Source organism: Bacillus sp. FJAT-27251, from assembly GCF_001273925.1.
GTDB lineage: Bacteria > Bacillota > Bacilli > Bacillales > Cytobacillaceae > Mesobacillus_B.
Map to the genome: position 1 here is coordinate 314756 of NZ_LIGG01000001.1, position 24797 is coordinate 339552.

Here is a 24797-nt window from a genome sequence, read left to right on the forward strand (position 1 = left end):
AGCCCACAAACCGAAAATTTCGGTTGCGGGCTTTCTTCATTACGCCAGCTTCGAACGTAAATAAGCATTGATAAACGCATCAATGTCGCCGTCCATGACACCCTGGACATTGCCGGACTCGGTGTTGGTGCGGTGGTCTTTTACCATTGAGTATGGGTGGAACACATAAGAGCGGATTTGGCTTCCCCAGCCGATTTCCTTTTGCTCGCCGCGGATCTCGGCAAGTTGCTTTTCCTGCTCTTCAATTTTGCGCTGATAAAGTTTTGCTTTCAGCAACGTCATCGCGCGATCACGGTTTTTGATCTGTGAACGCTCCGTCTGGCAGGTCACCACTACGCCTGTTGGCACGTGGGTGATCCGGACGGCCGAGTCCGTGGTGTTGATATGCTGTCCGCCGGCACCGCTGGCACGGTACGTATCAATCTTTAAATCTTCGGTCCGGATATCGATTTGGATATCATCGTTCAGTTCCGGCATGATTTCGCAGGAAACGAACGATGTATGGCGGCGTCCCGAAGAATCGAACGGAGAAATCCGGACAAGGCGGTGTACGCCCTTTTCCGCTTTCAAATAGCCGTAGGCATTATGGCCTTTGATGGACAGGGTCACACTCTTGATTCCGGCTTCATCTCCAGGCAGGTAATCGAGCGTCTCCACCTTGAAGCCTTTTTTCTCTGCCCATCTTGTGTACATGCGCAAAAGCATTGAGCCCCAGTCCTGCGACTCGGTCCCGCCGGCACCCGGGTGCAGCTCAAGGATGGCATTGCTTTTATCATATTCTTCGCTTAACAGCAGCTCGAGTTCAAATTCGCTCAGGCGCTTTGTGAGCTGGATCAATTCACTTTCAAGCTCGGCTTGCAGCTCCTCATCGCTTTCTTCCTTGACCAGTTCAAACGTCAGCTCAAGATTTTCATATGTTTCATACAGGTCATGAAAAACATGCACCTGGTCTTTCAGTGCGTTGGATTCGTTGATGACACCCTGCGCTTTTTGCTGGTCGTCCCAGAATTCTGGAGCAAGCATCACTTCATCTAGTTCGGCAATGCGCGCCTCTTTGTTCTCTAGGTCAAAGAGACCCCCTGAAGTCCGCCAGTTTCCTGGCTGTTTTTTCAAGCTCATTCCTGATATCTGCTAATTCCATATGCATTCACCTCATAAAATAATTATGTCTTATTATACCTGTTCCGACCTTTTGAAGAAAAGAGGGACGGCGTCAAGATCGCCGGCCCTCTTTGTACTCTATTCATCTAACATGCATTATGCCATTTTGCCATGGCAGTTTTTGAATTTCTTGCCGCTTCCACAGTAGCAAGGATCATTGCGGCCAATTTCAATCTGCTTGACGACCGGCTTTTTCTTCACCTTTTCGCCATCTTCCTTCGGATTGACCGCCTGGCCTTTTGCGACTTCCTCCCGCTGCAGGTTGTTGCGGATTTCCGCCTTCATGATGTAGCGGGCCACATCGGCTTCGATCGATTCAATCATGCTCTCGAACATGAGGAATCCTTCCTGCTGGTATTCACGGAGCGGATCAATCTGGCCGTAAGCGCGAAGATGGATACCCTGGCGAAGATGGTCCATCTGGTCGATATGGTCCATCCACTTGGAGTCCACGCTGCGGAGGACGATGACTTTCTCGAACTCGCGCATCTGCTCAGGCCCAAGCTGCTCTTCTTTTTCATTATAGCGCCCTTTGACCTTGTCCATAATCAGGTCAATAATCATGTCGCGCTCTTTGCCGCGGAGGTCTTCTGCCTTCAGTTCGCCTTCATTAAGAAGGTTGCCGTTGACAAAATCGATGATCGCATCGAGCTTCCATGTTTCCTTGTCTTCTCCTTCAGTAAGAGCGGACACATTGCGCTCAAGCACTGACTGGATCATTCTTTCCACAATATCGCGAAGGTTTTCTGCTTCAAGCACTTCATCACGCTGCTTGTAAATGATCTCCCGCTGCTGGCGAAGAACATCATCATACTGAAGCAATTGCTTACGTGCATCGAAGTTATTGCCCTCAACACGCTTCTGGGCTGATTCCACAGCCTTGGAAACCATCTTGCTCTGGATTGGCTGGGTATCGTCCATGCCAAGGCGGGCCATCATGTTTTTCATATTGTCCGATCCGAAGCGGCGCATCAGCTCATCTTCCATGGACAGGTAGAATTGGGTAACCCCAGGGTCTCCCTGACGCCCGGAACGTCCGCGCAGCTGGTTATCAATCCGGCGGCTCTCATGGCGTTCCGTGCCAATAACCGCCAGTCCGCCTGCTTCCTTGACTCCTTCGCCAAGCTTGATGTCGGTACCGCGGCCGGCCATGTTGGTCGCAATCGTCACAGCGCCCTGCTGTCCGGCTTCAGCGATGATTTCCGCTTCGCGTCCATGGTTCTTGGCGTTCAGGACATTATGCCTGATTCCTTTTTTCGTCAGATACCTTGAAATCAACTCCGATGTTTCAATCGCTACCGTACCGACAAGGACCGGCTGGCCTTTAGCATGGCGTTCGGCAATATCTTCAGCGACTGCACGGAATTTCCCTTCCATCGTTGCATAAATCAGGTCGGCACGGTCATCACGGACGATTGGCCTGTTCGTTGGAATGACAATAACGTTCATATTATAAATGTTGCGGAATTCCTCTTCTTCCGTTTTGGCCGTACCCGTCATCCCGGCAAGCTTTTCATACATCCGGAAATAGTTCTGGAACGTAATCGTCGCAAGGGTCATGCTTTCATTCTGGATTTCAAGGCCTTCCTTCGCTTCGATCGCCTGGTGCAGGCCTTCACTGTAGCGGCGGCCCTTCATCAGACGGCCGGTGAACTGGTCGACGATGATAATCTCGCCATCCTGGACCACATAGTCGACATCAAGATGCATGCTTGTGTTTGCTTTCAAAGCCTGGTTGATGTGGTGATTCAATGTTACATGAGCGATATCAAAAAGGTTTTCAATGCCAAACGCTTTTTCCGCCTTGGTGATTCCGTCCTCTGTCAGCTGTACACCTTTTGTTTTTTCATCATAGGTGTAATCTTCATCCTTTTTCAGCGTCCTGACAAACGCATTCGCCTGAATATACAGGGCGGCGCTTTTTTGCGCCGTTCCCGAAATGATCAGCGGCGTGCGCGCTTCATCAATCAGGATGGAGTCCACTTCGTCGATGACGGCATAATGGAGCGGGCGCTGGACTTTCTGGTGGCTGTACAGCACCATGTTGTCGCGCAGATAGTCAAAGCCGAATTCATTGTTTGTACCATAAGTAATGTCAGCAGCGTATGCCGCCTGTTTTTCATCCTTGTCCATTCCAGTCAGGTTGAGGCCGACTGTCAGGCCGAGAAACTCATAAAGCTGGCCCATTTCGTTGGCGTCACGGCTTGCAAGGTATTCGTTGACCGTAACCACGTGGACGCCTTTTCCTGTAATTGCATTGAGGTAAACCGGCAGCGTGGCTGTCAGTGTTTTACCTTCCCCGGTCTTCATCTCGGAGATGTTCCCTTCATGAAGGGCGATGCCCCCCATAAGCTGCACTTTATATGGATAAAGCCCAAGCACGCGGCGGGCTGCTTCACGCACTACGGCAAATGCTTCAACAAGCAGGTCGTCTGTCGTTTCGCCTTGCTGGTACCTGTTCTGGAACTCGGCGGTCTTTCCCCTGAGTTCCTCGTCGGTCATCTTTTCCATGCCGCCGGCCAGGGCCTCTACTTGCTCCGCGAGCCTTGTCAGGCGTTTGATATCACGTTTATTCTGGTCGAAAATTTTATTTAAGATCCCCATACAGACGCTCCTTTAATCTATTCTTCCAAGAAGGCTTTCTCGCATTGCTTAATTGGTCTGTCTAATGAAAAAAGATTCGCCAGCTAACGAATCCTTCTGAAAAATCCGTTTTATTGTTTCTAATTTTACCACTTACGCGTTGGAGTGACAACCAATCGCCAAGACAAATGCTGGCGGCGGGAGAAGCACCGTCCCCTAAAAATCCTGGTTGTCCACTCGGGGCCGGAACATTCGCCTAGCATACAACCTTTTGAGTAAACACGCGGGACTATCGGACTAAAAACAATGAAAGGCGCAGTTTACCCATTTACCAACTTTATAATATAGGATACATAAATATGCATTTTTATTTATTGCACTTTACTACTGTTAACAACTTATAAAACCTATTAAAACAGGGTTTAATCGAATTTCTGACCAAAGTGTGAACGATTTGTTAATTAACTAATTTTGTAATTTTATTCACAAAATGTACATTGGCTTAAATTTGAGAATGTTAGATACTTTGTTATAGGGAAGAACACCAAAACATAGATAAAGCCTATCCAATCGTAAAGGGGGAGAGCATGTTGGCCTTCTGGAAAAAAAAGAGAAACAGCCAGAACGAAGACCAAGAAAGAGAAAAGAAGCCAGGCTTATTCCGGAGAATTTGGCGGAAATTCCGCAGCATTGACTGGAAAAATCCTGTTAACAGGTGGAGGCTCCTGTTTGCAAGTTTATTTGCCGTCGTCGCTCTGTCAGGAACAATGTGGGGAGCGATCGCCTTTACCTCGTCACCTCAATTTTGTTCCTGGTGCCACGAGATGTCTCCGGAGTTTGTCACATTCGAAGCCAGCGCCCACAGCGAAATCAAATGCACCCAATGCCATATAGAGCCTGGTGTGGTCAATCTCGTCACCCATAAAGTCCATTCATTAAAAGAAGTCTATTACCACGTGGTCGGCCCGCCAGACCCAATTGTCCAGACGGTGCCCGTGACCAACGAAAGCTGCATACAGTGCCACTCGGAGAACCGGCTCGTTTCCGCCACCGGTGACCTGATTGTCAACCATAGCGAACATATTAAGGAAGATATCCCCTGCATCACCTGCCATAGCGGAGTCGCCCATGCCAAGGTGGTCGAACGCGGCCTTAATACCCAAAAAGACCTCGATTACTGGTCGCTTGAAAACACTGAAAAGCTGGTGAAAAACGAATATATGAGGCCAAACATGGGAACCTGCATCGACTGCCATGACAAAGTCAACAAAGGCGACCGTCCATGGGAGGACATCCAGTACAGCCTGCCTGAGAATCCGCATAAGGACGGGCACGGCAAGAGCGATGAGGGCCATGCGGAAGCGGCTGAAATCGCAGCCCTTACTGAGGAAGAACAAGCAGCTGAAGACAGGAAGAAAGTACAAGGGGTCATCTTGCAGGCTCTAGGCAAGCAGACAGAAGATGTCAAAATTTCCATGGACTGTTCCACCTGCCATATGGAAGTAGGAATCCCGGACAATCACCAGGAAAAAGACTGGAAGCAGGACCATGGCACCTCGGCGATCCAAAAGCTGAACGAATGCATGGACTGCCACCAGGATTCCAAATGGATCAAACATTTCCAGAAAGAAGAAATTGTCAGCCTTATTGATGCCGGGGCAAGCCGGACAAAGTACAACCCGGACCCAGCAGTTGCAAAGGCCGAGTCCCGCGAAAACAACTTTTGCAGCTCCTGCCACAGCCAGCGCCCTGATGGACACCTTGAATCTGATGTATGGCTGACAGCACACGCGGACAAAGCAAAAACGAAACAGCAGAAAGGCGAATGCTTTGTCTGCCATGATGAAGCCAAACCGCTTGAAAATGCAAAAATAACGGCTCCAACCGATGTGTATTGCGAACAATGCCACAGGACAGGGTTAAAAAAGTAATCGGAAATTGAGGAGGGATCATGATGGAAGAACATAATGACAATCGCACGGCCCCTCCCCGCTTTCGCGGAAAATGGAGCAAGTTCGGTGCGTTGACACTCTTGTTCCTGGTAATTTTCTTCATGGTCGGCTATGCCGGCCATGAAGGATCCTCAAGCTCCAAGTTCTGTGCTTCCTGCCATGAAATGAAACCCGAATTTTATACCTGGCACAACTCTTCCCACAGCGAAGTCGCCTGTGTTGACTGCCACACCGAACCTGGTGCGGAAAACATCGCCAAAAGCAAGGTAGATACGGTGGAACAGGCAATCAAGAAAAAGATGCAAACCTATGAAGCTCCGATTCGGATGCCAAGCGAAATTACCGATGCATCCTGTGAAAAATGCCATAACGTCTATAACCGGAACTTCACCGTTACCGGAGATCTGATCATTCCCCATGACCGGCATAAGGACGAGGGAATCAGCTGCATCCAGTGCCACAGCGGCGTAGCCCACGGGAAAATTGCCGACCGAAAGATGACCTTCCAGGCCGATTATGCCAAATGGGACGATAAAACAGGACAGCTGGCCATGTCGGACCCTAAGTATGTGAAACCGGATATGGATACATGCATGGATTGCCACAAAGCCCGCAAAATCACGACCGAGTGCAGCGCTTGCCATACGACGGGAATGGTGCCTGAAACCCATAAGGAGGACAGCTTTGCCTTAAAGCACGGTCTTGATGCAAAAGAAGATTTGGCAAGCTGCAATGACTGCCATAAGGATATGTCGGATGAGCCGCTAAAAGGCTATGAAGAGATTTCCCCAATTGACAAATACCTGAAACAGGACAATAAACAGGCTGCCAAGAACCATCTCAACTATGCCAAGGAGAATACTTTCTGCATCGACTGCCACGAGGTCCGGCCGGACAGCCACGACAAGAAATTCATTTCAAATCACGGAACACTTGCTGAAAAGAACCAGGAAAGCTGCATGGCCTGCCATGACGTCAAAAAATCAGCCAATGCAACAACGACACCAACCAGTACCAGCAATGTGTATTGCGCTTCCTGCCACCCTAGCACGCACAGCCAAAATAAAAAATGGCGCCAGCGACATCCTGTGCCAATCAGCACGGACCAAAAATTGACGCAAACCTGCTATACCTGCCATGCGGAACCAAAATGTGAAAGCTGCCACCGGGAAGAAAAGCCATAATGATATGATTTGCAGCAATTGATGCATGACTATCAAAATTAGCCACAAGCATCTTTTAAAAAAACAATGGAATTTGAGGTGATTTTTATGGAAGCCCAAGAGCTGCCAATCATTGAAGAAACCCCAAAGCGTGATAAAACTCATTTTACAAAGCTTCAATCGTTCCTATTAATCTTTTCGACTCTCATTCTTTGCCTTGGCGGCGGATATTATATCAGCGACACCTTTTTCTGGAAGAGTGACAGCGACCAGAAAAGGCTGAATGAACAGCTTGCCTACTATAAAGCACTAGTCGATGCCGAGCCGAACAATCCCGAGCACCGTGTCAACCTGGGGTATACCTACCATTTAAATGAGAAAAACGAGGATGCCATTAAACAGCTTAAAATTGCCATTGATCTTGAAAAAGATTATTTCGGTGCACATTTTAACCTTGGACTCGTCTACATCGCCGAGGGACGATTTAATGACGCCCTCATCGAATCCAAAAGAACAGTGGAAATCTCGCCCCGCGATTACAGAAGCCATTTGCTGACAGGCATGGTGTACCGTGAACTGCAAATGTATGAAGACGCCAACAAGGCACTCGGAGAAGCTTTGGCGCTTGTGCCAACCAATACGGATATTATCAACGAAATCGCCAGAGTAGCTGAGGACCAGGGCAAGACCGAAGAAGCGGAAAAGCTGTTCAAGGAAGTCCTCACTTTCGACCCGCTCTACAAACCTGCTTCCGATGGGCTGGACAGGCTAGCGGCGAAAACGGATAGCAAAGAATAAAGGAGATGATTCCCTTGAAGAAAAGAAATGTCTATCTAACCATGGGTTCGATTGCCGTACTGTCAGCTGCCCTTTTCACTGGCATCTCCTTGCTGGATCTGGAAGGAAACGTGAAACCGATTATTGCGGCCGTGGACCGCAGCGGACCGCCGGAATATGCCCAAGCCTTTTATGGGGACTTCAACACACCGCTGTCCAAGCCAATGGACGTTGCCCGTATTGGCGAGTTTGTCTATGTCAGTGACACCAGCAACAGGCAAGTCCAGGTGTTTGACCAGGCAGGCACACCCATCTTCCAGTTTGGCGAAGACGGAAGCGAGGAAGGGCAATTCAGATTCCCTTATGGCATCGCCGGGGACAAGGATGGCGATGTCTATGTAGCCGACCTGTACAATGGCAATATTTCCATTTTTGATTCAAAAGGCAAGTTCCTCCGCTATTTCGAAGAAAAGGCAGATGACAAGGTCCTATCCTCCCCGGGAGGCCTCAGGATTTTCGATGAAAAATTATACGTGACCGATATCAAGGCCAATAAGCTGTTCATCTTTACCCTGGATGGCGAGTTGGAGATGGAAATCGGCGGAGCTGGAGCGGAAGAAGGCCAATTCATTGCCCCCAACGCTGTGACCATCGATAAGGAAGGGCAAATTTATGTGACCGACTCCGGAAATAACAGAGTCCAGGTGTTCGACAAGAGCGGCAAGTTCGTGAAAATCATCAACGGTTCCAAGGATGGCACCGGCGCCCCGCTATTCCTGAACCCGCGCGGCGTAGCAGTGGACTCGAAGGGCATCGTCTATGTGGTTAACAATCTGTCACATAATATTTACGCCTATGACCAGGAAGGAACCCAGATGCATGTGCTGGGCGGAATGGGTACGGAAAATGGCAGCCTTTACCTCCCTAATGGCCTGTTCATTGACGACCGCGACACCCTCTATGTGACCGACACAGTCAACCAAAGGGTTGCCGTTTATTATTGATTCTTTCTTCCTTAAAGGAGGTGTTGCCCAAAATTAAGGCCAAGAGCAGTTTCATAGAGAAATAGAGAAAAAAGAGAAGTTTCAGGGAGGTTTGTAAAATGGGTAAATTAAGAATTGGCTTGACTGCTGTCTTCATGCTTCTTTTATTGGGCATGTTCAGCACGGGGGCCTTGGCTGAGGGGGATTTCCCTGCGCCAGGTATCAATGTCGGAACTATCGACAGTGAAGGAAACCAAAATCTGCACAGAACGCATGGCAACTTCCAGAACAATACCAACTCCTGCGCGAACTGCCACAGCACGCACCAGGGGGATACAGACACTTTGCTGAAGTTCCAGAATTCAGAATATGACATGTGTTTGTCCTGCCACGATGGCACAATGGGCTTCTATAATGTTTTAGGCCAAGGTGCTGGTGCTGGTACATTCAACGACACGCATGACAGCTCTTCAATGCACAATGTAAAATCAGGCATCMCCCTTGGTGCCGCTCCAGGCGCTACGCATACAATCGATACTGAATTGACTTGTTCTTCCTGCCATAATCCGCATGGATCCGTCAATGACAGGTTATTGAAAGAAAGCGTTGTAGCAGCAGGCAAGCAAGCAGGCTTGTACGCCGGCCTGGCAAAAGGCACAAAGGCTATTACACTTGAGCTGACTCCTGATCCTGCATACGCCGAGATTAATGCCATGACTACAACATCAGGTTTGAAAATTACCAAGTCCATCGGTCCAAAAGGAAATACAGATAAACAAAACTATTCTAAATTCTGCTCCACTTGCCATGATGATTATCTGGCAAGCAGCGGAAACGAGTCACAATTTAGCGGCCATTTCTCGCATACGACAAACAGCTCTTCTGCTGGCCGCAACTGTGCAAGCTGCCACTATGCGCATGGTACAGATGTTACTCTGATGAAGGATACATTAGGCGAAACCGTTGCTGACAAGGTAGCCCAAGGCTGGTCAGAAGCCCAGGCGAAAGAGTATATGAAGGATGTTAGTGCTGCCGGTTCTTCCCTGAAGAAATACACCAACATGGCGGTTTGCTGGTCCTGCCACCAGACTTCCCATGCTTTGGATACGCAGCAGCCGGCTTCCAAATACCTGACGCCAGCTACAGACAGATTCGGCAACCCGATTATGCAGTTCAAAGGAAAATCCGGAATTAGATAAAAAAGCTACCCAATAGCGCCACTACTGGATAGCCAACAAAAGTGAATGCTTTTAAACAAGGTAGTAATAGTGATTATTACTGCCTTGTTTTCATTATTTCAGCAGGCTTTGAAAATGTCAAAGAATCTTCCTATCCCACTGATTATTACCGTTTTAGCGGTTGATATAATCGAAATAAAGAGCTGGCTTACTATTTTAAGCGGGCCTAATAAAAAGAAGAGGATGAACACTCTTGAAAAAGACGAACTATAGCCAGAAAATCATCTCATACTTCGTCATTTGCTGCCTCTCTTTTAGTTCATTCCTGTATTATTTCCCTGCTACGAAGGCCCTTTCCGCTCCAGGTGACCTTCTCATCGAGATTCACTCTCCAAAGGAGGAAGCGGCATTCGACTCAGCAAAAGCAGAGTTTGCCGGTTTAATATCCGCTGGAAGAACACCGCCTGAATCATTGACCTTCAACATTTACGAGGTACAGGAGGAACCTGCAGAACCTGTGGCGATTACAAATGAAGGCCAACTCGACCTTGTGTATAAGGATGGGTATGCTGAATGGTCTTTCTCCAAGGAATTTGCGGATGGCCAGCACACCATTTTATTGGTCCTGGAAGATGAGTCCTCGAACAAAGCGGAAATTCCCCACACCTTTACTGTCCAGGCAACGGTAACACCTTCCCCAGATCAGGAGGAGCCTGCAGCGGGCGCGGACAACGAACCGGCACCCGCAGTAACGGAAGAGGAAGCGACAACAGTTCCAGAAAAGGAGAACGACGCTGAAGATAAGGTAGCAGGCGCCGAAGTTAAGGAAGCAGGCGAAACGGACTTGGGGACAACACCTGAAACCACAGAGGGCACCGAAGAAGAAAAGGACGAAACCAACGAGCAGACAGTGCAAGTACTGAGGCCTTATGCATTCGAAATGAATATTCTCCCTGGAGGTGAATCTAACAGAAGCCGCTCCATGCCTGCCGAAGATATGACAGGGGTGCCAGTAGATTCCTCCATTGAAGTCCTTGTGAAGGAGAGCGGAACACTCATCTTTCCGGAAGAATCATTGATTCTGTTGTCGCCCGCCGGCAAAACGATCTCAAGCAAAGAAAGAGCCCTGGGACTGCTTCCAGTGAAGAAAGACGGAATCTACCGCATTGTATTTACACCAACTGAGGCGCTGGATTACAGCACTACTTATTATGTCTTTATCAACCCGGCCATTACGAACGACGGAAAGGGACGGATTTTTCAGCGCTTTTTCAAGTTCACAACAGCACCTAAGGTCCCGTCCCACGAAATACATGGCAACTTCAGCAATAATACCAACTCGTGTGCCAACTGCCACAGTACCCATATTGGCAATGACCCTAAACTGCTGGGAGGAAAATATGGAGCCGACACTGCCAAGAACCTTTGCATGGCTTGCCATGATGGAACAGGCGGCGCCCCAATGCCGGACCATGCCGATGCTTCCAATCAGCATTTTACCTATAGCGGGGGCCTGGAGGCGACGTATTCATGTACGACCTGCCATAACCCGCACACAGGCTGGGACAAAGATAATCCGAATAAGCTGGCAAACCATCCGGCAACGGCCTACAAGAAGCAAGGCACCGCAACGGGAATCGCTGCCGACTTCTCCCTCTGCCTGCAATGCCATAATGGCAGCAAGGCAGTGGATATCAGTAAGTATTACAAAGAATCCGCCTTACTGGAAGAGTCCGGCCACAACATCTCCGCTGAAGATGGAACTCCGTTAAAAGGACAGCTGGCGTGTGCCGACTGCCATGAGACACACGGCTCCAATAATTTGAAGATGCTGAAGGAAAACCTCGGAAATGCGCCGGTCCCAGATAAAGATAAATACAGGACAACCGGCACCGGGTGGACCATTCAAAATGAACGGAGTTTTTGTCTGAATTGCCATAATGGCGGTACAGAATTATACGGGAAAAACCCGGCATACAGCAAAGAATTCAAGGAACATCAGGACGAAACAGTCTCATGTTCATCCTGCCACGGTACCGGGAGTGATGTGAAAGAGCAAATGCGCAGCGCCGCCCATGCCCCTAAAAAGCTGAAGCTTGAGCCTATCATTGAGCAGGAATCGGATGCTGGGATACCTGGAGAAGCAACAGGGGCGGAAACAGAAATAAAGAGTGAAGCAACAGAGCCGGAAGTGGAAGCTCAAAAACAAACACCACCAGACCCAGAACAAGCGAAAGACGCTCCGACTGACGAAGGTCCATAATTTTAAAAGACACCTATTTTTGCGGATAGGTGTCTTTCATTATTAAAAGCATGTCCAGAAAGCACGGAATATCCATTACCTGCTTTTCTGATTCTTCATGAACTCCAGCACGTCCAAATCAATCTTCCCTGTTTCCTGCTCGCGTTCTTCAAAGTTTTCGGTGTGCAGATAGGATGTGAAAGCTTTGTGAAGTTCTTCCCCGTTTGCCGGCTCTGCGTTTAAGTACCCAAGGCGCTGAAGATGCTTGATGACCTCTTCCCTTACCTCTCCTTCGATGGCGACAATGTTTTCCGGCTTGGAAGGCGCGAAATAGAGCTGCTGCATGCCGTACAGGCGAATGAGCTCCTTTATTGGCTGGTGATGGTCGTCGACTCGCAGGTCGATGTAACGGTCATTATAGCCGCCGTAGCCGCCCTTCTCCTTTACAACAAGAAGTGCGGCAGACTGTTGCCCTCTACTGTCTCCCCCTGCTTCCTGGCCTGCGTCCAGAGCCGCAAGCAGCCGCTTCGCCAGACTGCCTTGTGTGGAAGTGAAAGTATCTGCCATTGCCTTTACCGTATCTTCGCCAACGAGAATATTCCCCTGGGCAGCAAAGTGTTGGCCAACCACTCCTCCTGCCCAGTCATAGCAGTATGTACCTGTATATGTCGCCGGCTGGCCGCTGGCATCGATGAGGCCGACCTGGCGCATTTCCTTGTCGAGGTCGTCCTTGGTAATGAGCTCCATCACTTCCGAAGCCGACTTTCCTTCAGCCATCAGCTCGAGCGCCCGCGGGCCATAGGCCGTATTTGCATACGATTGGGTCGCGACGGCACCAACTCCTGCTTTCGCAAACGGCACAACCGCACCGACGCCGAGAAACTTGGATTGGACCGCGATTCCCCACTCTTTTTCTTCCGGATCGTAACCAACGATTGAAAATGTCATATTTCTGCTCCCCCTTCTTATAAATTCAGTTAGTATGCTGTTTCATTGTGACCGGAAATTATGATATCCATTAATCCCGGTCACATTGACCTCCAACGCCGTTTTCTGTATTATCGAACTCTTTCCATTACCGGTATTATACAATAAAAACCCGCAGCCGTGAGAAAGGCTGCGGGTCGGGGTTTGTATTTTAAAATTATTGGGCTTCGATCAAGCCGTAGCGGCCGTCTTTGCGCTTGTAAACTACGTTTGTGCTGTTTGTATCAGCGTTTTGGAAGACGTAGAAGCTGTGGCCGAGCAGGTTCATCTGCAGGATGGCTTCTTCGCTGTCCATTGGCTTCAGGTCGAAGCTCTTCGTGCGGACCACTTCTAAATCCTCTTCTTCGGAAACCGTCTCATCTTCGGTGAAGATTGGGCCGACGTCCTTGATGCTGTCCTGGCCGCGGAATTTGCGGTTTACTTTTGTTTTATGCTTGCGGATTTGACGCTCCAATTTATCGGTAATTAGGTCGATCGCCGCATACATGTCCTCGTGGAGTTCTTCAGCGCGAAGGACCAGGTTCTTCATTGGAATGGTAATTTCCACTTTGGATTTCTTGTCTTGATAAACTTTCAGGTTCACGCTTACGCTTGCATTTGGTGATTCTGTGAAATAACGCTCCAGCTTGGATACCTTCTTTTCGACATACTCTCTGATAGCGGGAGTTACTTCAATATTTTCACCACGAATGTTGTAATTCATAAGCGATTCCTCCTTTAAAATACTATGTATTTATACTTCTATATTACCCTAAATTAGTCCTGCCTTAACAGGGAAAAGATTTGACGAATTCGTGAAGTTTTCTTTGTCGTCATAGTAAAAACCTTATAAACATGGGTCGAAAAACGTTGATACACCGCGATTTTTGTCGTAAATCACCATTTTCAACTTGTATTTTGCTACCTTGCAAGCGTCACAGAACAGACACTTTCCGCTCCGTGGGCCTTCAGCAACTTTGCCGCATGCCTCAGGGTCGACCCGGTGGTGTAAATATCATCGACCAGTACAATCCTTTTACCCTGAATTTGCTCTGCCATATCAGGTATAATCTGGAATACCTGCGGCAGATGGATCCGGTCGGCACGCATCTTCTTCGACTGCTTCTCCCCATGCACACGGGAAAGCAGATGGACAGGTTCTCCACCTGCAGCAGCAATCAGCGCTTCCGACTGGTTGAAGCCTCTTTCATACAGCCTTTCTTCGCTTAAAGGAACGGGTACAAGGAGGTCGGCCTCAGCGCCCAGGATCTTCTCGCGCAAACACGTGGAAAAAGCCATCGCCAGCACATAATCGCCCCGGTATTTGAATGTGGCAATCACCTCTTTTAAAAAGCCGTTATAGTGGTAAATGGAGGCATTAAAAGAAAGCAGCCCCTGCCATTCCGGTTCATTCTCCCAGCGGACACAGTCATAACAAACACTTCCGTCTCTGTATCCAGGCTCCAGCACCCGGCTGCAGCGCTTGCACAGCTCCCCCTCAAGGAGCTTCAATTTTTTCCGGCAAACCTGGCACACCTGAGTCCGGGTGCTGCGCAAAAATACACTGCTCCAGCTCGTTTCATGCCCCACCTCCGCATCGCATAGCAGGCAATATTCTCCGGCAAACAAGTTCATTCAGTCAAGCAGCCCCTTTCTCGCACCTTCCCTGTTCATCCCAATGATTTGGCTGCGCGCCCGCACCATTGCTTCTGTTTTTCCGTAATGGAAAAAGACAACCTCTCCTCCAGGAAAGGAAGCACTTCTGCCAGCACGCCCGGCAATTTGCACGAGGGCACTTTCGGTGAAAATCCCATCCTCCGCCCCAAGTACGCCAACATCAATGTTCGGGAAGGTAACGCCTCTTTCCAGGATGGTCGTGGTTAAAAGCAGCGGAATCTCCCTGTTCCGCATCTTTGTCACTTTCCCTTTCCGCTCGGGGTCTTCAGCGTGGACACTTTCGATGCCGGGGTGAAGCTTTCGAAGTATGGGGAGGATTTTTTCCATTGAAGCAATTTTAGGGGCAAACAGCAGGATCTGCTTGCCTGCATTCAAGCGGTGTTTAATCCAGGAGAGTACGTTTTGCGGCAGGGTGTTTTTCAATACCTTCTTCTCCCAGTTTCCGCACCAGGCAAACGCCGGCACAGGAAGCGGATGGCGGTGATACCTGGCCGGAATCGTCACGTAAGCACGTTTCCCCTGAAGGCATTCCCGCTGCCATATCCGGTTGGGAGTAGCTGTTAGGTAAACAAGTGCGGATCCAGGCTTTCTCGCCTGCTGGACGGCATGCTGGAGGGTCTTGTCGGCACTGAACGGAAAGGCGTCGACTTCATCGACAATCACGGTATGGAACGCCTGGTAGAAACGGAGCAGCTGGTGTGTTGTCGCAATGGTTAAAGGAGCATGGAGATGGCGGTCTTCGCTGCCTCCATAGAGGGACGCGACCATGATGCAGGGAAAGGCTGCCTTCAGCCTCGGAGTGAGCTCAAGGACGACATCGGTTCTGGGCGTGGCAATGCAGACACGGCCGCCCTGCTGCAGGGAGTGTTCAATCCCCTTAAAAAGGACCTCGGTCTTGCCGGCCCCGCAGACAGCCCAGATCAGGAGCTCGGAGGATTGGCTGATGGCCGCAACCGTTTTGGCAGATGCTGCAGCTTGTCCGGGAGACAGGGTGCCATTCCAGTCAAGGAGGGGACGGTGCTCGGTATCTGCCTTCGGTTCAGGCCCTGTCCAGCTTACCAGCGCCGAACAGCTGCTCACCCTGCCCATCATCAGGCATTGGCGGCAGTACAGGCAATTTTCTCCGCAGCGGGCACAGGGAAAGGCAGAGAACCAGCGGGCATCAGTGGTACCGCAGCGGGCGCATTGACACGACTTTCCTTTTAAAAGGATTCCTTGACGATAGATAAGATAGCCATTTTCATAGTGTTCCTGGATTTCGGCGAGAGGAAACGGAAGTTCATCCAGCAGAAGCTGCTTGCCGGAAAGATAGGTTTGAAGACTGGGATTAAAGTCATAAGCAGAATTGAGTTGTAGTGTGCAAGATGAATCGATTTTGGAGATGGGGTAAGTGGGATGAACGGTGGGAAGCAATGGCTTGGGGACAAGTTTTTCGTCTACCAGGGCAAATCTCATTGCGGATTCCTCCATTTTTGGAGATACAGCATGACGGTTTCCTCCTTTGCCGACTTTGACAGCCTTTTAAAAAAACGCCATTCCCGCTCTCACGAAAATGGCGTTTCTACAAATCAATATTCCTTATTTTTTATACCAGCCCAATCCAAGCGAACCTTCGCCAAGGTGGGTGCCGACGACAGGGCCGAAGTAGCTTAGCATGAATTCGACGTTAGGGAGCTGAGCTTCAAGCTCCGCCTTCCATTCCCTGGCGGTTTCCTCGCAATTCGCGTGGATCACAACCGCACGATAATCTCCTCCACTGCTCGCATCGGCAGCCAATAACTCGGCAACGCGGTTGAGCGCTTTTTTGTTGGTGCGCACCTTTTCGAACGGTTCGATCTTTTTATCAACAAAGTGGAGAATCGGCTTTACCTTCAACAGACTGCCTATGAAGGCCTGGGCTCCGGACAGCCGGCCGCCGCGCTGCAGATGGCTGAGGTCGTCCACCATGATATAGGCGCGCATCGTTTGCTTCATTTCCTCAAGGCGGGCCATAATCTCTTCCGCCGGACGTCCTTCCGCTGCCATTTCAGCTGCTTCGAGCGCATAAAACCCCTGCGGCATGCAGCTGATTTCGGAGTCAAACGGGTAGACTTTGACGCCCTCGACCATCTCGGCAGCAGCTACAGCTCCCTGGTAGGTTCCGCTGATTCCGCTCGATAGATGAACGGTGATGACGGCGTCGTACTCCTTGCCCAACTCCTCAAACAGCTCGACGAACTGGCCGGTCGGCGGCTGGGATGTGGTCGGCAGGTCCCGGGTCTTCAATTCTTCATAAAATTGAGCTGCGGTGATATCCATTTCTTCACGATAGGATTCATTTCCAAAAATGACGCTGAGCGGAATCATGCGGATATTGTGCTTCTCGCGGAGTTCTTTGGGGATGTATGCAGTACTATCCGTAACAACGGCTGTTTTCATGTTAAGCATTACCTGCCTTTTATATAGAAAGATCTATTTATTTGTCTGGCTGCAGACGGACGATTCCGTTTTCCTATTCATATGTACAATCCCCATTTTATATGAATCTGGTTTAAATTGCATTATTTTACCGGAAAAGAATAAGGCACATTCGCTTCGGTAAGCAAATGTGCCTTGCTGATTGTATGTATCCTGGCTTACTTCACTTCCACCCAGCCGTTTTTGATGGCGACGACCACAGCCTGGGTACGGTCATTCACACTCATTTTCTGCAGGATGTTGCTGACATGGTTTTTAACCGTTTTTTCACTGATGAACAGCGCTTCGCCAATGGCCCGGTTGCTTTTTCCGTCTGCCAGCAGCTGGAGGACTTCGCACTCGCGCCTTGTCAGCAAGTGAAGCGGACGGCGGATTTCAATCACCTGGGTGTTTCCATTTCCGGAACCGCCTTCGCCCATTGACAGGCGTCTGTATTCCTTCACAAGATTATGCGTCACCTTCGGATGGAGGTAGGACCCGCCATCGGCAACCACCTTGACCGCATTGATGAGCGCATCGGCATCCATTTCTTTTAAAAGATACCCTGTCGCACCGGTCTTAAGTGCATGGGTCACATAGTTTTCATCATCATGGATCGAAAGGATGATGACTTTCGCTTCCGGATATTTCTCCACCAAATGCCGGGTCGCATCGACACCGTTCACATTTGGCATATTGATGTCCATGATAATCACATCAGGCTGGTGCTGCTCATATAGATTTACCACTTCGCTGCCGTCGTCTCCCTCGGCGACAACCTCAAACGAATTTTCAAAATCGAGAATCCGCTTTACCCCTTCCCTGAATAATTGATGGTCATCAATAATGATGATTTTCGTTGCCATGAAATGCCCTCCTTGTCACTGTTCACCTTTGTTCATCTATTGAGAGAACAGAAGCAGGCTTCTGTTCTGCGTCTCACTATCTGTTCAGCGGCACCTGGATAAGCACAAGCGTCCCGCTGCCAATCCGCGAATCAATGGAAACCTCCCCTTCCAGGAGTTCGACCCGCTCTTTCATTCCCAAAATGCCGAAAGACTGCAATTTTTTCTGGCTTGTATCAAAACCCTTGCCATTGTCCTTGATCACAACGGTGATATGGTCATTCATGATTTCCAGCTTGACCTGGATCAATGTGGCCTCGGCATGCTTCAAAGCATTCTGGACCGACTCCTGGATCATTCTAAACAGCGCCACTTCATACTTGGTTGGCAGCCGCTCCTCATCGCCGCTGTTGCTAAACTCTATTTTTGTCGTTTTATGATATTCTTCGATGGTCAGCAAATACTTTCTGAGGGTAGGCACAAGCCCAAGATCATCAAGCGCCATTGGACGAAGGTCATAAATGATCCTCCTGACCTCATACAAGGCCGACCGGACCATCGTCTTGAGGCTGCGGATCTCGGCCATTGCTTCTTCCCCGCTGCGCTCTTTGTAGATCTTTTCAATCAGGTCGGAACGCATCATCACATTGGCCAGCATTTGGGCAGGACCGTCATGGATTTCCCGGGACAGCTTTTTCCGTTCTTCTTCCTGGGCCTCGATGATTTTCAGCCCGAAATCCTGCTTTTGCTGCGCGGATTCCAGCGCTTCCCCCATTTGGCGGATATCGCTCATCATATAATTCATGACCACCGAAATCTGCGAAACAAGATGCCCGGCCCGGTCAATCGTTTCCCCAAGGCCGCCCAGCCTTCGCTCCAGGTCGTCACGGCGTTCCTTCAGCTGCTTTTCGAGCTGCCGGTTCATCGTCAGCTCCATCTGCATCTTGTGGGCAGCCTCGTATGCCTGCCGCACCTCTATTTCCGTATAATCCTTAAAATGCTTGCTCACTTCGGATAGCCGTTTCCTGGCAAACCGGACCTGGACCTCAAGCTTGTCCCCGTCCTCGACAATCTTTTTGCTCAGCCTTTTGACTTCGCCGAGCTCCGAAATAATGGTTTCATAATCATTGCGGCACTGCTCTCCAATGTGGAAGATTTCCTTCTTGCTGTCATCCACGGTATCAATCATCGTCTGTAATATATGATCAAGTGCCGAAGCATCCAGTTTTCTTAACGCCATCCCTCTTCATTCCTCCATGGAAGCCATTGTTTTCGTCAGCCTGAACAAAAGGATTGCTTATCTGATTTGATAATATCCCCTATTATATCATTCTCTGTTTTTACTTATATTAAAGTTTAATTACATTCCATCACCATTTGTCCTAAGGACCCTGTACAATTATAATAGAAGGGACATTGCTGGTTTTTTCAGCAATAGGGACGGCCCATGAAATGCAATTTTAAAAAAATGCACAAACCTATCTTTTCATAGAAAGGGGCATTTGTTATGCTCTCTCATTATTATACAGTAAAAAGCTATGGCGAACACGAAATCAACATTCAAAAATCAAGGTTCATTGCCTTTGTCGACCGCGCTGAAACCGAGCAGGAGGCCCAGGAGTTCATCCAGAACATCAAAAAGAAGCACTGGGATGCCACCCATAATTGCTCCGCGTACCTGATTGGTGAGCATGACCAGATCCAGAAAGCCAACGATGACGGTGAACCGAGCGGCACCGCCGGAGTACCCATACTTGAAGTGCTGAAGAAAAGAAAGCTGAAAGACACCGTGGTCGTGGTCACCCGCTATTTTGGCGGCATCAAGCTCGGTGCCGGCGGTTTGATCCGTGCCTACGGGAAAGCCACGTCAGAAGGATTGAACGCGACAGGTATCGTGGAGCGCAAACTGATGCGGGTCATGCATACCACCATTGATTATACTCTGCTTGGAAAAGTCGAAAACGAACTGCGCTCTTCAGTCTATTCAATAAAAGAGATACATTACCTTGATAAAGTGGAGATTGAAACCTTTGTGGAAGACGGCCAAACAGACCATTTTACCGCCTGGATGGTGGAGATGACGAATGGTCAGGGGGAAATCACCGCAGGAGAGCAGCTTTACCAGGAGGAAATATATTCCGGCTGAAGGATTACCAAAAAATTCGATTTACGGATAAGAGAAAAAATTGTAAAATGGAGGATAGGTTAATTGTACTACCTTTATAGAAAACGAGTATCATAGAGAAGGAGATTGCCATGTCCGCAATTAGACGTTCAGATATGCATCATAAAAAGAAGAAGAGAAAAAGAGTCTTCCGCTGGATTGTTCTTCCGTTCCTATTGGTCATGTTAAGTGTTGCGGCCTATGGGGCCCATCTATACAGCAAAGCGGAGTCTGTCATCACCAAATCGTACCAGCCGATCGACCGGGACGGCAAACGGGCCGTGAATCCATTCGAAGAGAATATTTCCGTGCTTTTCATCGGAGTCGATGACAGCCAAAAGCGCAAGTACGATGCGAATTCCCGTACAGACGCACTGATGCTGGCCACCTTCAACAAAGATAAAAAATCGGTCAAATTACTGAGCATTCCCCGTGACTCCTATGTCTACATTCCGGGAAAAGGCTTCAACGATAAAATCAACCACGCCCATGCCTACGGCGGCGTGCCGGAGACCCTTGACACCGTCGAGAACCTCCTGGATGTACCAGTGGACTATTATGTAAAAATGAATTTCAATGCTTTCATTGATGTGATCGATGCGCTAAACGGCATCAAAGTCAATGTCCCTTATACGTTCACAGAACAGGATTCAAAAGATAAGGCCGGAGCGATTACGTTGCAGGAAGGGTTGCAGACCCTGAACGGCGAAGAAGCGCTGGCCCTGGCGAGAACACGCAAGCTCGACAACGATATCGAGCGCGGCAAACGCCAGCAGGAAATTATCAAGGCAGTCATCAGCAAAGCGGCATCCGTCAAATCCGTGAACAATTACACCGACGTAATGGAAGCGATCGGCGACAACATGACCACCGACCTTCGCTTTGAAGAAATGATTTCCTTCATTAATTACGCTGTTGCCGGAACCAACCTTCAGGCCGAAACCCTGAACCTTGCCGGCTATGACTCAAAAATTAACGGCGTGTATTACTACCAGCTGGACGAAACCGAGCTGGAAGCAACAAAACATGAATTAAAAGTCCATCTTGGCCTCGAGCCAGAAACCATGCTGGGCACCGAATCAGGAGCCACCGACGGCGTGAGCAGCGATACAACCTCCCCTTCTTACTAGAGAAGGGGGTTTTTTATTGGGTTACCCTTTATTGGTAAGGTTAAACACGCAGGCGTTAATGAAAAAAAGAAACGAACCATAATCGGAATGGTTCGTTTCTTTTTTAGCGTACAGTAATACTCCTTGCCTTGCTTACGTTTCCTGCTTTGTCTTTCGCCGTGACGGACAGGACGATACCTTTTTTCTGTTTTGCAATTTTAACGGTGAAATTCCCCTTGGTATCCGTTTGGCCTGTTCCAAGGACGGATGTGCCTTTTTTAACAGTTACACTAGAGGACGGCTCTGCCTTCCCTTTGACACTTGTATGGTAGGAATAGACGGCATATACAGTCGGAATGGCCGGTGCAATTCTGTCCAATACTGTTGTTTTTGTTACACCGCTAACATTCTTAGCCTTATCTGTCGCTGAAACGGAAAGGATGGTCCCAGCAGTTTGCTTTGCTATTGCAGCAGAAAATTTGCCATCAGACCCAGCCGTTGTGGTTGCGATGACTGTGGAACCCTTCATGATTTTAATGGTTGCATACTTCTCGGCGGTGCCAGTGACGCTCGTAGACGTGTTTGCTACAGCATTCAATTTGGGAGCGGGCGGCGGGGKTTTATCCACGACCGTTATTTTTGCCGCACCGCTTACATTTAGAGCTTTATCAGCCGCTGTCACAACAAGGACGGTACCGGCTGGTTGTTTTGGTATGGTTACTGCATAGGTTCCGTCCGTTTTTACAGCTGCGGTGCCAAGTGTTGTGGTTCCCTTTGCGACTTTCACTGTGGCTCCCTTTTCCGCCGTTCCTGTTACCACTGTGGCATTGTCTGCTACTGCATTTACTTTTGGTATTGGAGGCGGGGTTTTATCCACGACCGTTGTTTTTACGGTACCACTTACATTCAGGGCTTTATCGGCAGCAGTCACAACAAGGACCGTCCCCGCTGGCTGTTTTGGAATGGTTACCGCGTAGGTGCCGTCCGTTTTTACCGCTGCAGAACCCAATGTTGTGGTTCCCTTTACGACCTTCACTGTCGCTCCCTTTTCCGCTGTTCCTGTTACCACTGTGGCATTATCTGCCACTACATTGACTTTTGGTACTGGAGGCGGGGTTTTATCGATTACAGTCACCTTTTGCGGCAAGCTTGTATTGCCATATTGGTTTACCGCCGTAACTTCCAGAACCGCTCCGGCTGTCTGAAGCGGAATTTTCACTGAAAAGATTCCGCTTAACCCCGTGACTCCACTACCAATAAGGGTCCCGCTCTTTGTCACCTTAATCGTGGCTCCGGCTTCTGCCGTCCCGGAAACGGCTCCAGCTGCATCACTTACTGCGGACACAAGAGGTTTCATAGGCGGAAGATTGATAGAAACAATACGGTCAACGGTCGTGTCATTACCTGATGTGTCTTCAGCGAGAACCCTAAGTGTATAGCTTCCCGCCGGGATTCCTCTAGTATTCCAGGTATAGCTGAAGGCACCGCCTGTATGTTCAAACCTCCCGATTTCCTGCCACTCTTCAGGGGCTGCACCGATACCATATAAAAGCGTGTAGCTTTTCATTTGGTAGTCGTTGATTTCACCGTTGATGAGTACATCTACAGCAAGTTCCTGGTAGGATCCAGGCGTTGAGACCTTCACTTCAGGGTTGAATCCGTCCTTAAAAGTCACAAGGCGTTCCGCTGCCTCCCCCACCCAGCCTGTTTTATTATGGTAGATTCCCAGCTTTATCGGAACGGGTCCTAGCGGTTTTTCGCCTTCCAGCTTAATTTCAAACGTCTTTTCTTCCCCTGTTTTAACTGCTTCTTCAAGTTCAAATCTCTGGCTGACCGGGAGACCTTCCACTCGAATTTCATACCCGTTTGCCGAATTCCATTCCTCCACTCCTTCATTTGTTACGATCAGTCGAAGGTGGGGGATGCCTGACACATCTGGCGACTCCGGTATCGAATAACCTTTTAGTTTTAAACTTCTTAATTCCCTCGGTGTTGCATCGATTACAGTTTCCTTTGAATAGTTTCCGTAGGCATCAACTGCTCTCACATGGATTTTATAAGGCATTCCAATTTCAAGATCAGTTTCATCAAATTTAATTTTAGTATCACCCGTGCTGCGAGTCATGATTCGTTTATTTTCGGTGTTCCCGGTCTCAAGAGTCACCTGATACCCTTTGATGCCCGACCGGTCGTCAACGGAAGCATCCCAACTAATAGTAAAGTCGCTTAAAAGCTCATTTACAAGCACATTTGAAGGTGGAGTGGGAGCTGTCTGATCCGGTATGCTTACAGCAACCTCATCACTTACAGCGGAACCGTGCTCGTTATAGGCCAGAATGCGAAAATAGTAGCTGTGGGGATTTCTGTCCTTTACACCTAAATGATCATACAATGCTTTTGGATTATCGGCTAAGTGACCTCCGCTTTTATCAAGGCGAAGCCCGAATTGCCCTTTGGAAATCTGTTCAGGCGTCGGCCAAATATTCATCCCCCTTGTTGACCAGCTAGTCGTGTTTCCAGCATCAAACTCATCATAACCGTTCCCATTGAACATAAGCACTTTGTAGCCTTCCGCTCCAAAAACTGGAAACCACTGGAGATCAACATGGCCTTCCCCGCTGCTTTCACCGTAACCATATCCGCTTCCGTTCAATCGTATATCCATATTTTGATAGGTTATCTGAAGCACAGGAAGATAATTAAAATTGGTATCGTTCATGTAAAAAGAGCGAAAGCTCCCTTCAACGGTTTCATCTGCAGCCTTGATGGCAATTCCGTGACTTGATGAGGGGTCTTTGTACCATTCTGTTACCAGTCTTGTGACATCCCATACGAACCTTGCACTTTCCGCATATTTCAAGTCTGTCTGGTGGACCGCTGACTCGGCGCTTATAGCAGGCTGATTGTCCCATGTAAGTAAGCTCGAATCCCAACCTTCAAGCACACGGTGTATGGAATAAGAGGCATCTTTATGCTGAGGATCATAATAGCCAGGCTGGCTGGTGTTTCCCATCTCATAAAGTTGCAGTTTGGCACTAACAATCAGCTTGTTTTCCAGGCTGGGCAAAGCATCTTTAAAATTAAGATAGGCCCTGTAAGCCCCCTGCTCATTAATCCCGACCGGCAGCACGTATTGGCCCAGCGTTTCTGGAGCGCTTTCATTATTCGTAACAAATTTGATTTGGCCAATCCTTTGTGATAATTCAGTTGGAACATACTGACCAAATTCATTTTTTTCATAAACAGAAAGCGGAAACACATCGATGGTTTCAGATAAATTGGAGTTCCTGAACGTTCGGGAATGCTCCGTTCTTTCCTTTGTTATTTCTGTAACCCTACTGTAAGTGGATGCTTCAGCGCTTTCTACTGATGGAAGAATACTGCCAACGAGTGTTAGAACGACAAGTAACAGGAAACTTTTACCAGTATTTCTCATTTTGACCCCTTATAAAAATAGTATTTATTGTAAATAATCATACTTCCAACTTATATATATTGTAAATGTTATTTGAATAAATAAACTGTTTTTTTAGCCAAAGAAAAACCCCAGCCTCCACGGCC

At 48.7% G+C, this 24797-nt stretch carries 19 protein-coding genes; 9 read left to right on the top strand and 10 right to left on the bottom strand.

Annotation, left to right across the window (positions count from 1 at the left end; translation table 11 throughout):
• Positions 1-39 precede the first annotated feature (39 nt).
• Together prfB and secA are read right to left on the bottom strand one after the other, a co-directional pair.
• Positions 40-1141 (bottom strand): peptide chain release factor 2 gene (gene prfB / locus ADU22_RS01565; protein ID WP_156324288.1). Its coding sequence is split into 2 segments (ribosomal slippage): positions 40-1068 and positions 1070-1141, totalling 1101 coding nucleotides; the frame shifts between segments, so codons are not numbered across the junction.
• A gap of 116 nt (positions 1142-1257) precedes the next feature.
• On the bottom strand, positions 1258-3765 hold the full coding sequence (secA, locus tag ADU22_RS01570) for a preprotein translocase subunit SecA (RefSeq protein ID WP_053360584.1): 2508 nt from the start codon (positions 3763-3765) through the stop codon (positions 1258-1260).
• A 566-nt stretch (positions 3766-4331) separates the two neighbouring features.
• Between secA and ADU22_RS01575 the strand changes: the two genes are divergently transcribed.
• The 7 genes from ADU22_RS01575 to ADU22_RS01600 all read left to right on the top strand — a co-directional run bounded on the left by ADU22_RS01575 (position 4332) and on the right by ADU22_RS01600 (position 12060).
• On the top strand, positions 4332-5675 hold the full coding sequence (locus ADU22_RS01575; protein ID WP_156324289.1) for a NapC/NirT family cytochrome c: 1344 nt from the start codon (positions 4332-4334) through the stop codon (positions 5673-5675).
• A 23-nt stretch (positions 5676-5698) separates the two neighbouring features.
• A complete protein-coding gene (locus ADU22_RS01580; RefSeq protein WP_231687825.1) occupies positions 5699-6880 on the top strand; it encodes a NapC/NirT family cytochrome c in 1182 nt (393 codons plus the stop codon).
• 87 nt (positions 6881-6967) lie between these two features.
• Positions 6968-7657, top strand: coding sequence for a tetratricopeptide repeat protein (locus ADU22_RS01585; protein WP_053360586.1), 690 nt, complete (start codon positions 6968-6970; stop codon positions 7655-7657).
• A 5-nt stretch (positions 7658-7662) separates the two neighbouring features.
• Positions 7663-8640 (top strand): 6-bladed beta-propeller, encoded by a 978-nt coding sequence (locus tag ADU22_RS01590; protein ID WP_231687826.1) that lies wholly within the window; start codon positions 7663-7665, stop codon positions 8638-8640.
• A gap of 98 nt (positions 8641-8738) precedes the next feature.
• Positions 8739-9818 (top strand): cytochrome c3 family protein, encoded by a 1080-nt coding sequence (locus ADU22_RS01595; protein WP_053360588.1) that lies wholly within the window; start codon positions 8739-8741, stop codon positions 9816-9818.
• A 114-nt stretch (positions 9819-9932) separates the two neighbouring features.
• Positions 9933-10070 (top strand): hypothetical protein, encoded by a 138-nt coding sequence (locus ADU22_RS24500; RefSeq protein ID WP_156324290.1) that lies wholly within the window; start codon positions 9933-9935, stop codon positions 10068-10070.
• Positions 10051-12060 (top strand): cytochrome c3 family protein, encoded by a 2010-nt coding sequence (locus tag ADU22_RS01600; protein ID WP_053360589.1) that lies wholly within the window; start codon positions 10051-10053, stop codon positions 12058-12060. Before ADU22_RS24500 ends, ADU22_RS01600 begins: the two co-directional genes overlap by 20 nt.
• Positions 12061-12135: 75 nt before the next feature.
• Here ADU22_RS01600 and ADU22_RS01605 read toward each other — a convergent pair whose 3' ends face one another.
• From ADU22_RS01605 to ADU22_RS01635, 7 genes are all read right to left on the bottom strand, one after another.
• Positions 12136-12987: a DUF1028 domain-containing protein gene (locus ADU22_RS01605; protein ID WP_053360590.1), complete on the bottom strand. Its 852-nt coding sequence runs from the start codon at positions 12985-12987 to the stop codon at positions 12136-12138.
• A gap of 196 nt (positions 12988-13183) precedes the next feature.
• Positions 13184-13729 carry a ribosome hibernation-promoting factor, HPF/YfiA family gene (hpf, locus tag ADU22_RS01610; RefSeq protein WP_053360591.1) on the bottom strand — a complete coding sequence of 182 codons (546 nt, stop codon included), beginning with the start codon at positions 13727-13729 and terminating at the stop codon, positions 13184-13186.
• Positions 13730-13926: 197 nt separating this feature from the next.
• Positions 13927-14640, bottom strand: coding sequence for a ComFC family protein (locus ADU22_RS01615; protein ID WP_053360592.1), 714 nt, complete (start codon positions 14638-14640; stop codon positions 13927-13929).
• Complete coding sequence (locus ADU22_RS01620) at positions 14641-16137, bottom strand: ATP-dependent helicase ComFA (RefSeq protein ID WP_053360593.1); 1497 nt, start codon at positions 16135-16137, stop codon at positions 14641-14643.
• Between the two features lie 123 nt (positions 16138-16260).
• Positions 16261-17100, bottom strand: a complete 840-nt coding sequence (locus ADU22_RS01625) for a DegV family protein (RefSeq protein WP_053360594.1) — start codon at positions 17098-17100, stop codon at positions 16261-16263.
• Positions 17101-17297: 197 nt separating this feature from the next.
• Entirely contained in the window at positions 17298-17984 is a 687-nt protein-coding gene (locus ADU22_RS01630; protein WP_053360595.1) for a response regulator, read from the bottom strand.
• A gap of 76 nt (positions 17985-18060) precedes the next feature.
• Positions 18061-19203, bottom strand: coding sequence for a sensor histidine kinase (locus ADU22_RS01635; protein WP_053360596.1), 1143 nt, complete (start codon positions 19201-19203; stop codon positions 18061-18063).
• A gap of 267 nt (positions 19204-19470) precedes the next feature.
• Between ADU22_RS01635 and ADU22_RS01640 the strand changes: the two genes are divergently transcribed.
• Entirely contained in the window at positions 19471-20109 is a 639-nt protein-coding gene (locus ADU22_RS01640; protein ID WP_053360597.1) for a YigZ family protein, read from the top strand.
• Between the two features lie 110 nt (positions 20110-20219).
• Positions 20220-21257: an LCP family protein gene (locus ADU22_RS01645; protein ID WP_053360598.1), complete on the top strand. Its 1038-nt coding sequence runs from the start codon at positions 20220-20222 to the stop codon at positions 21255-21257.
• 103 nt (positions 21258-21360) lie between these two features.
• Here ADU22_RS01645 and ADU22_RS01650 read toward each other — a convergent pair whose 3' ends face one another.
• Positions 21361-24672: an Ig-like domain-containing protein gene (locus ADU22_RS01650; RefSeq protein WP_053360599.1), complete on the bottom strand. Its 3312-nt coding sequence runs from the start codon at positions 24670-24672 to the stop codon at positions 21361-21363.
• Between the last annotated feature and the right edge of the window lie 125 nt (positions 24673-24797).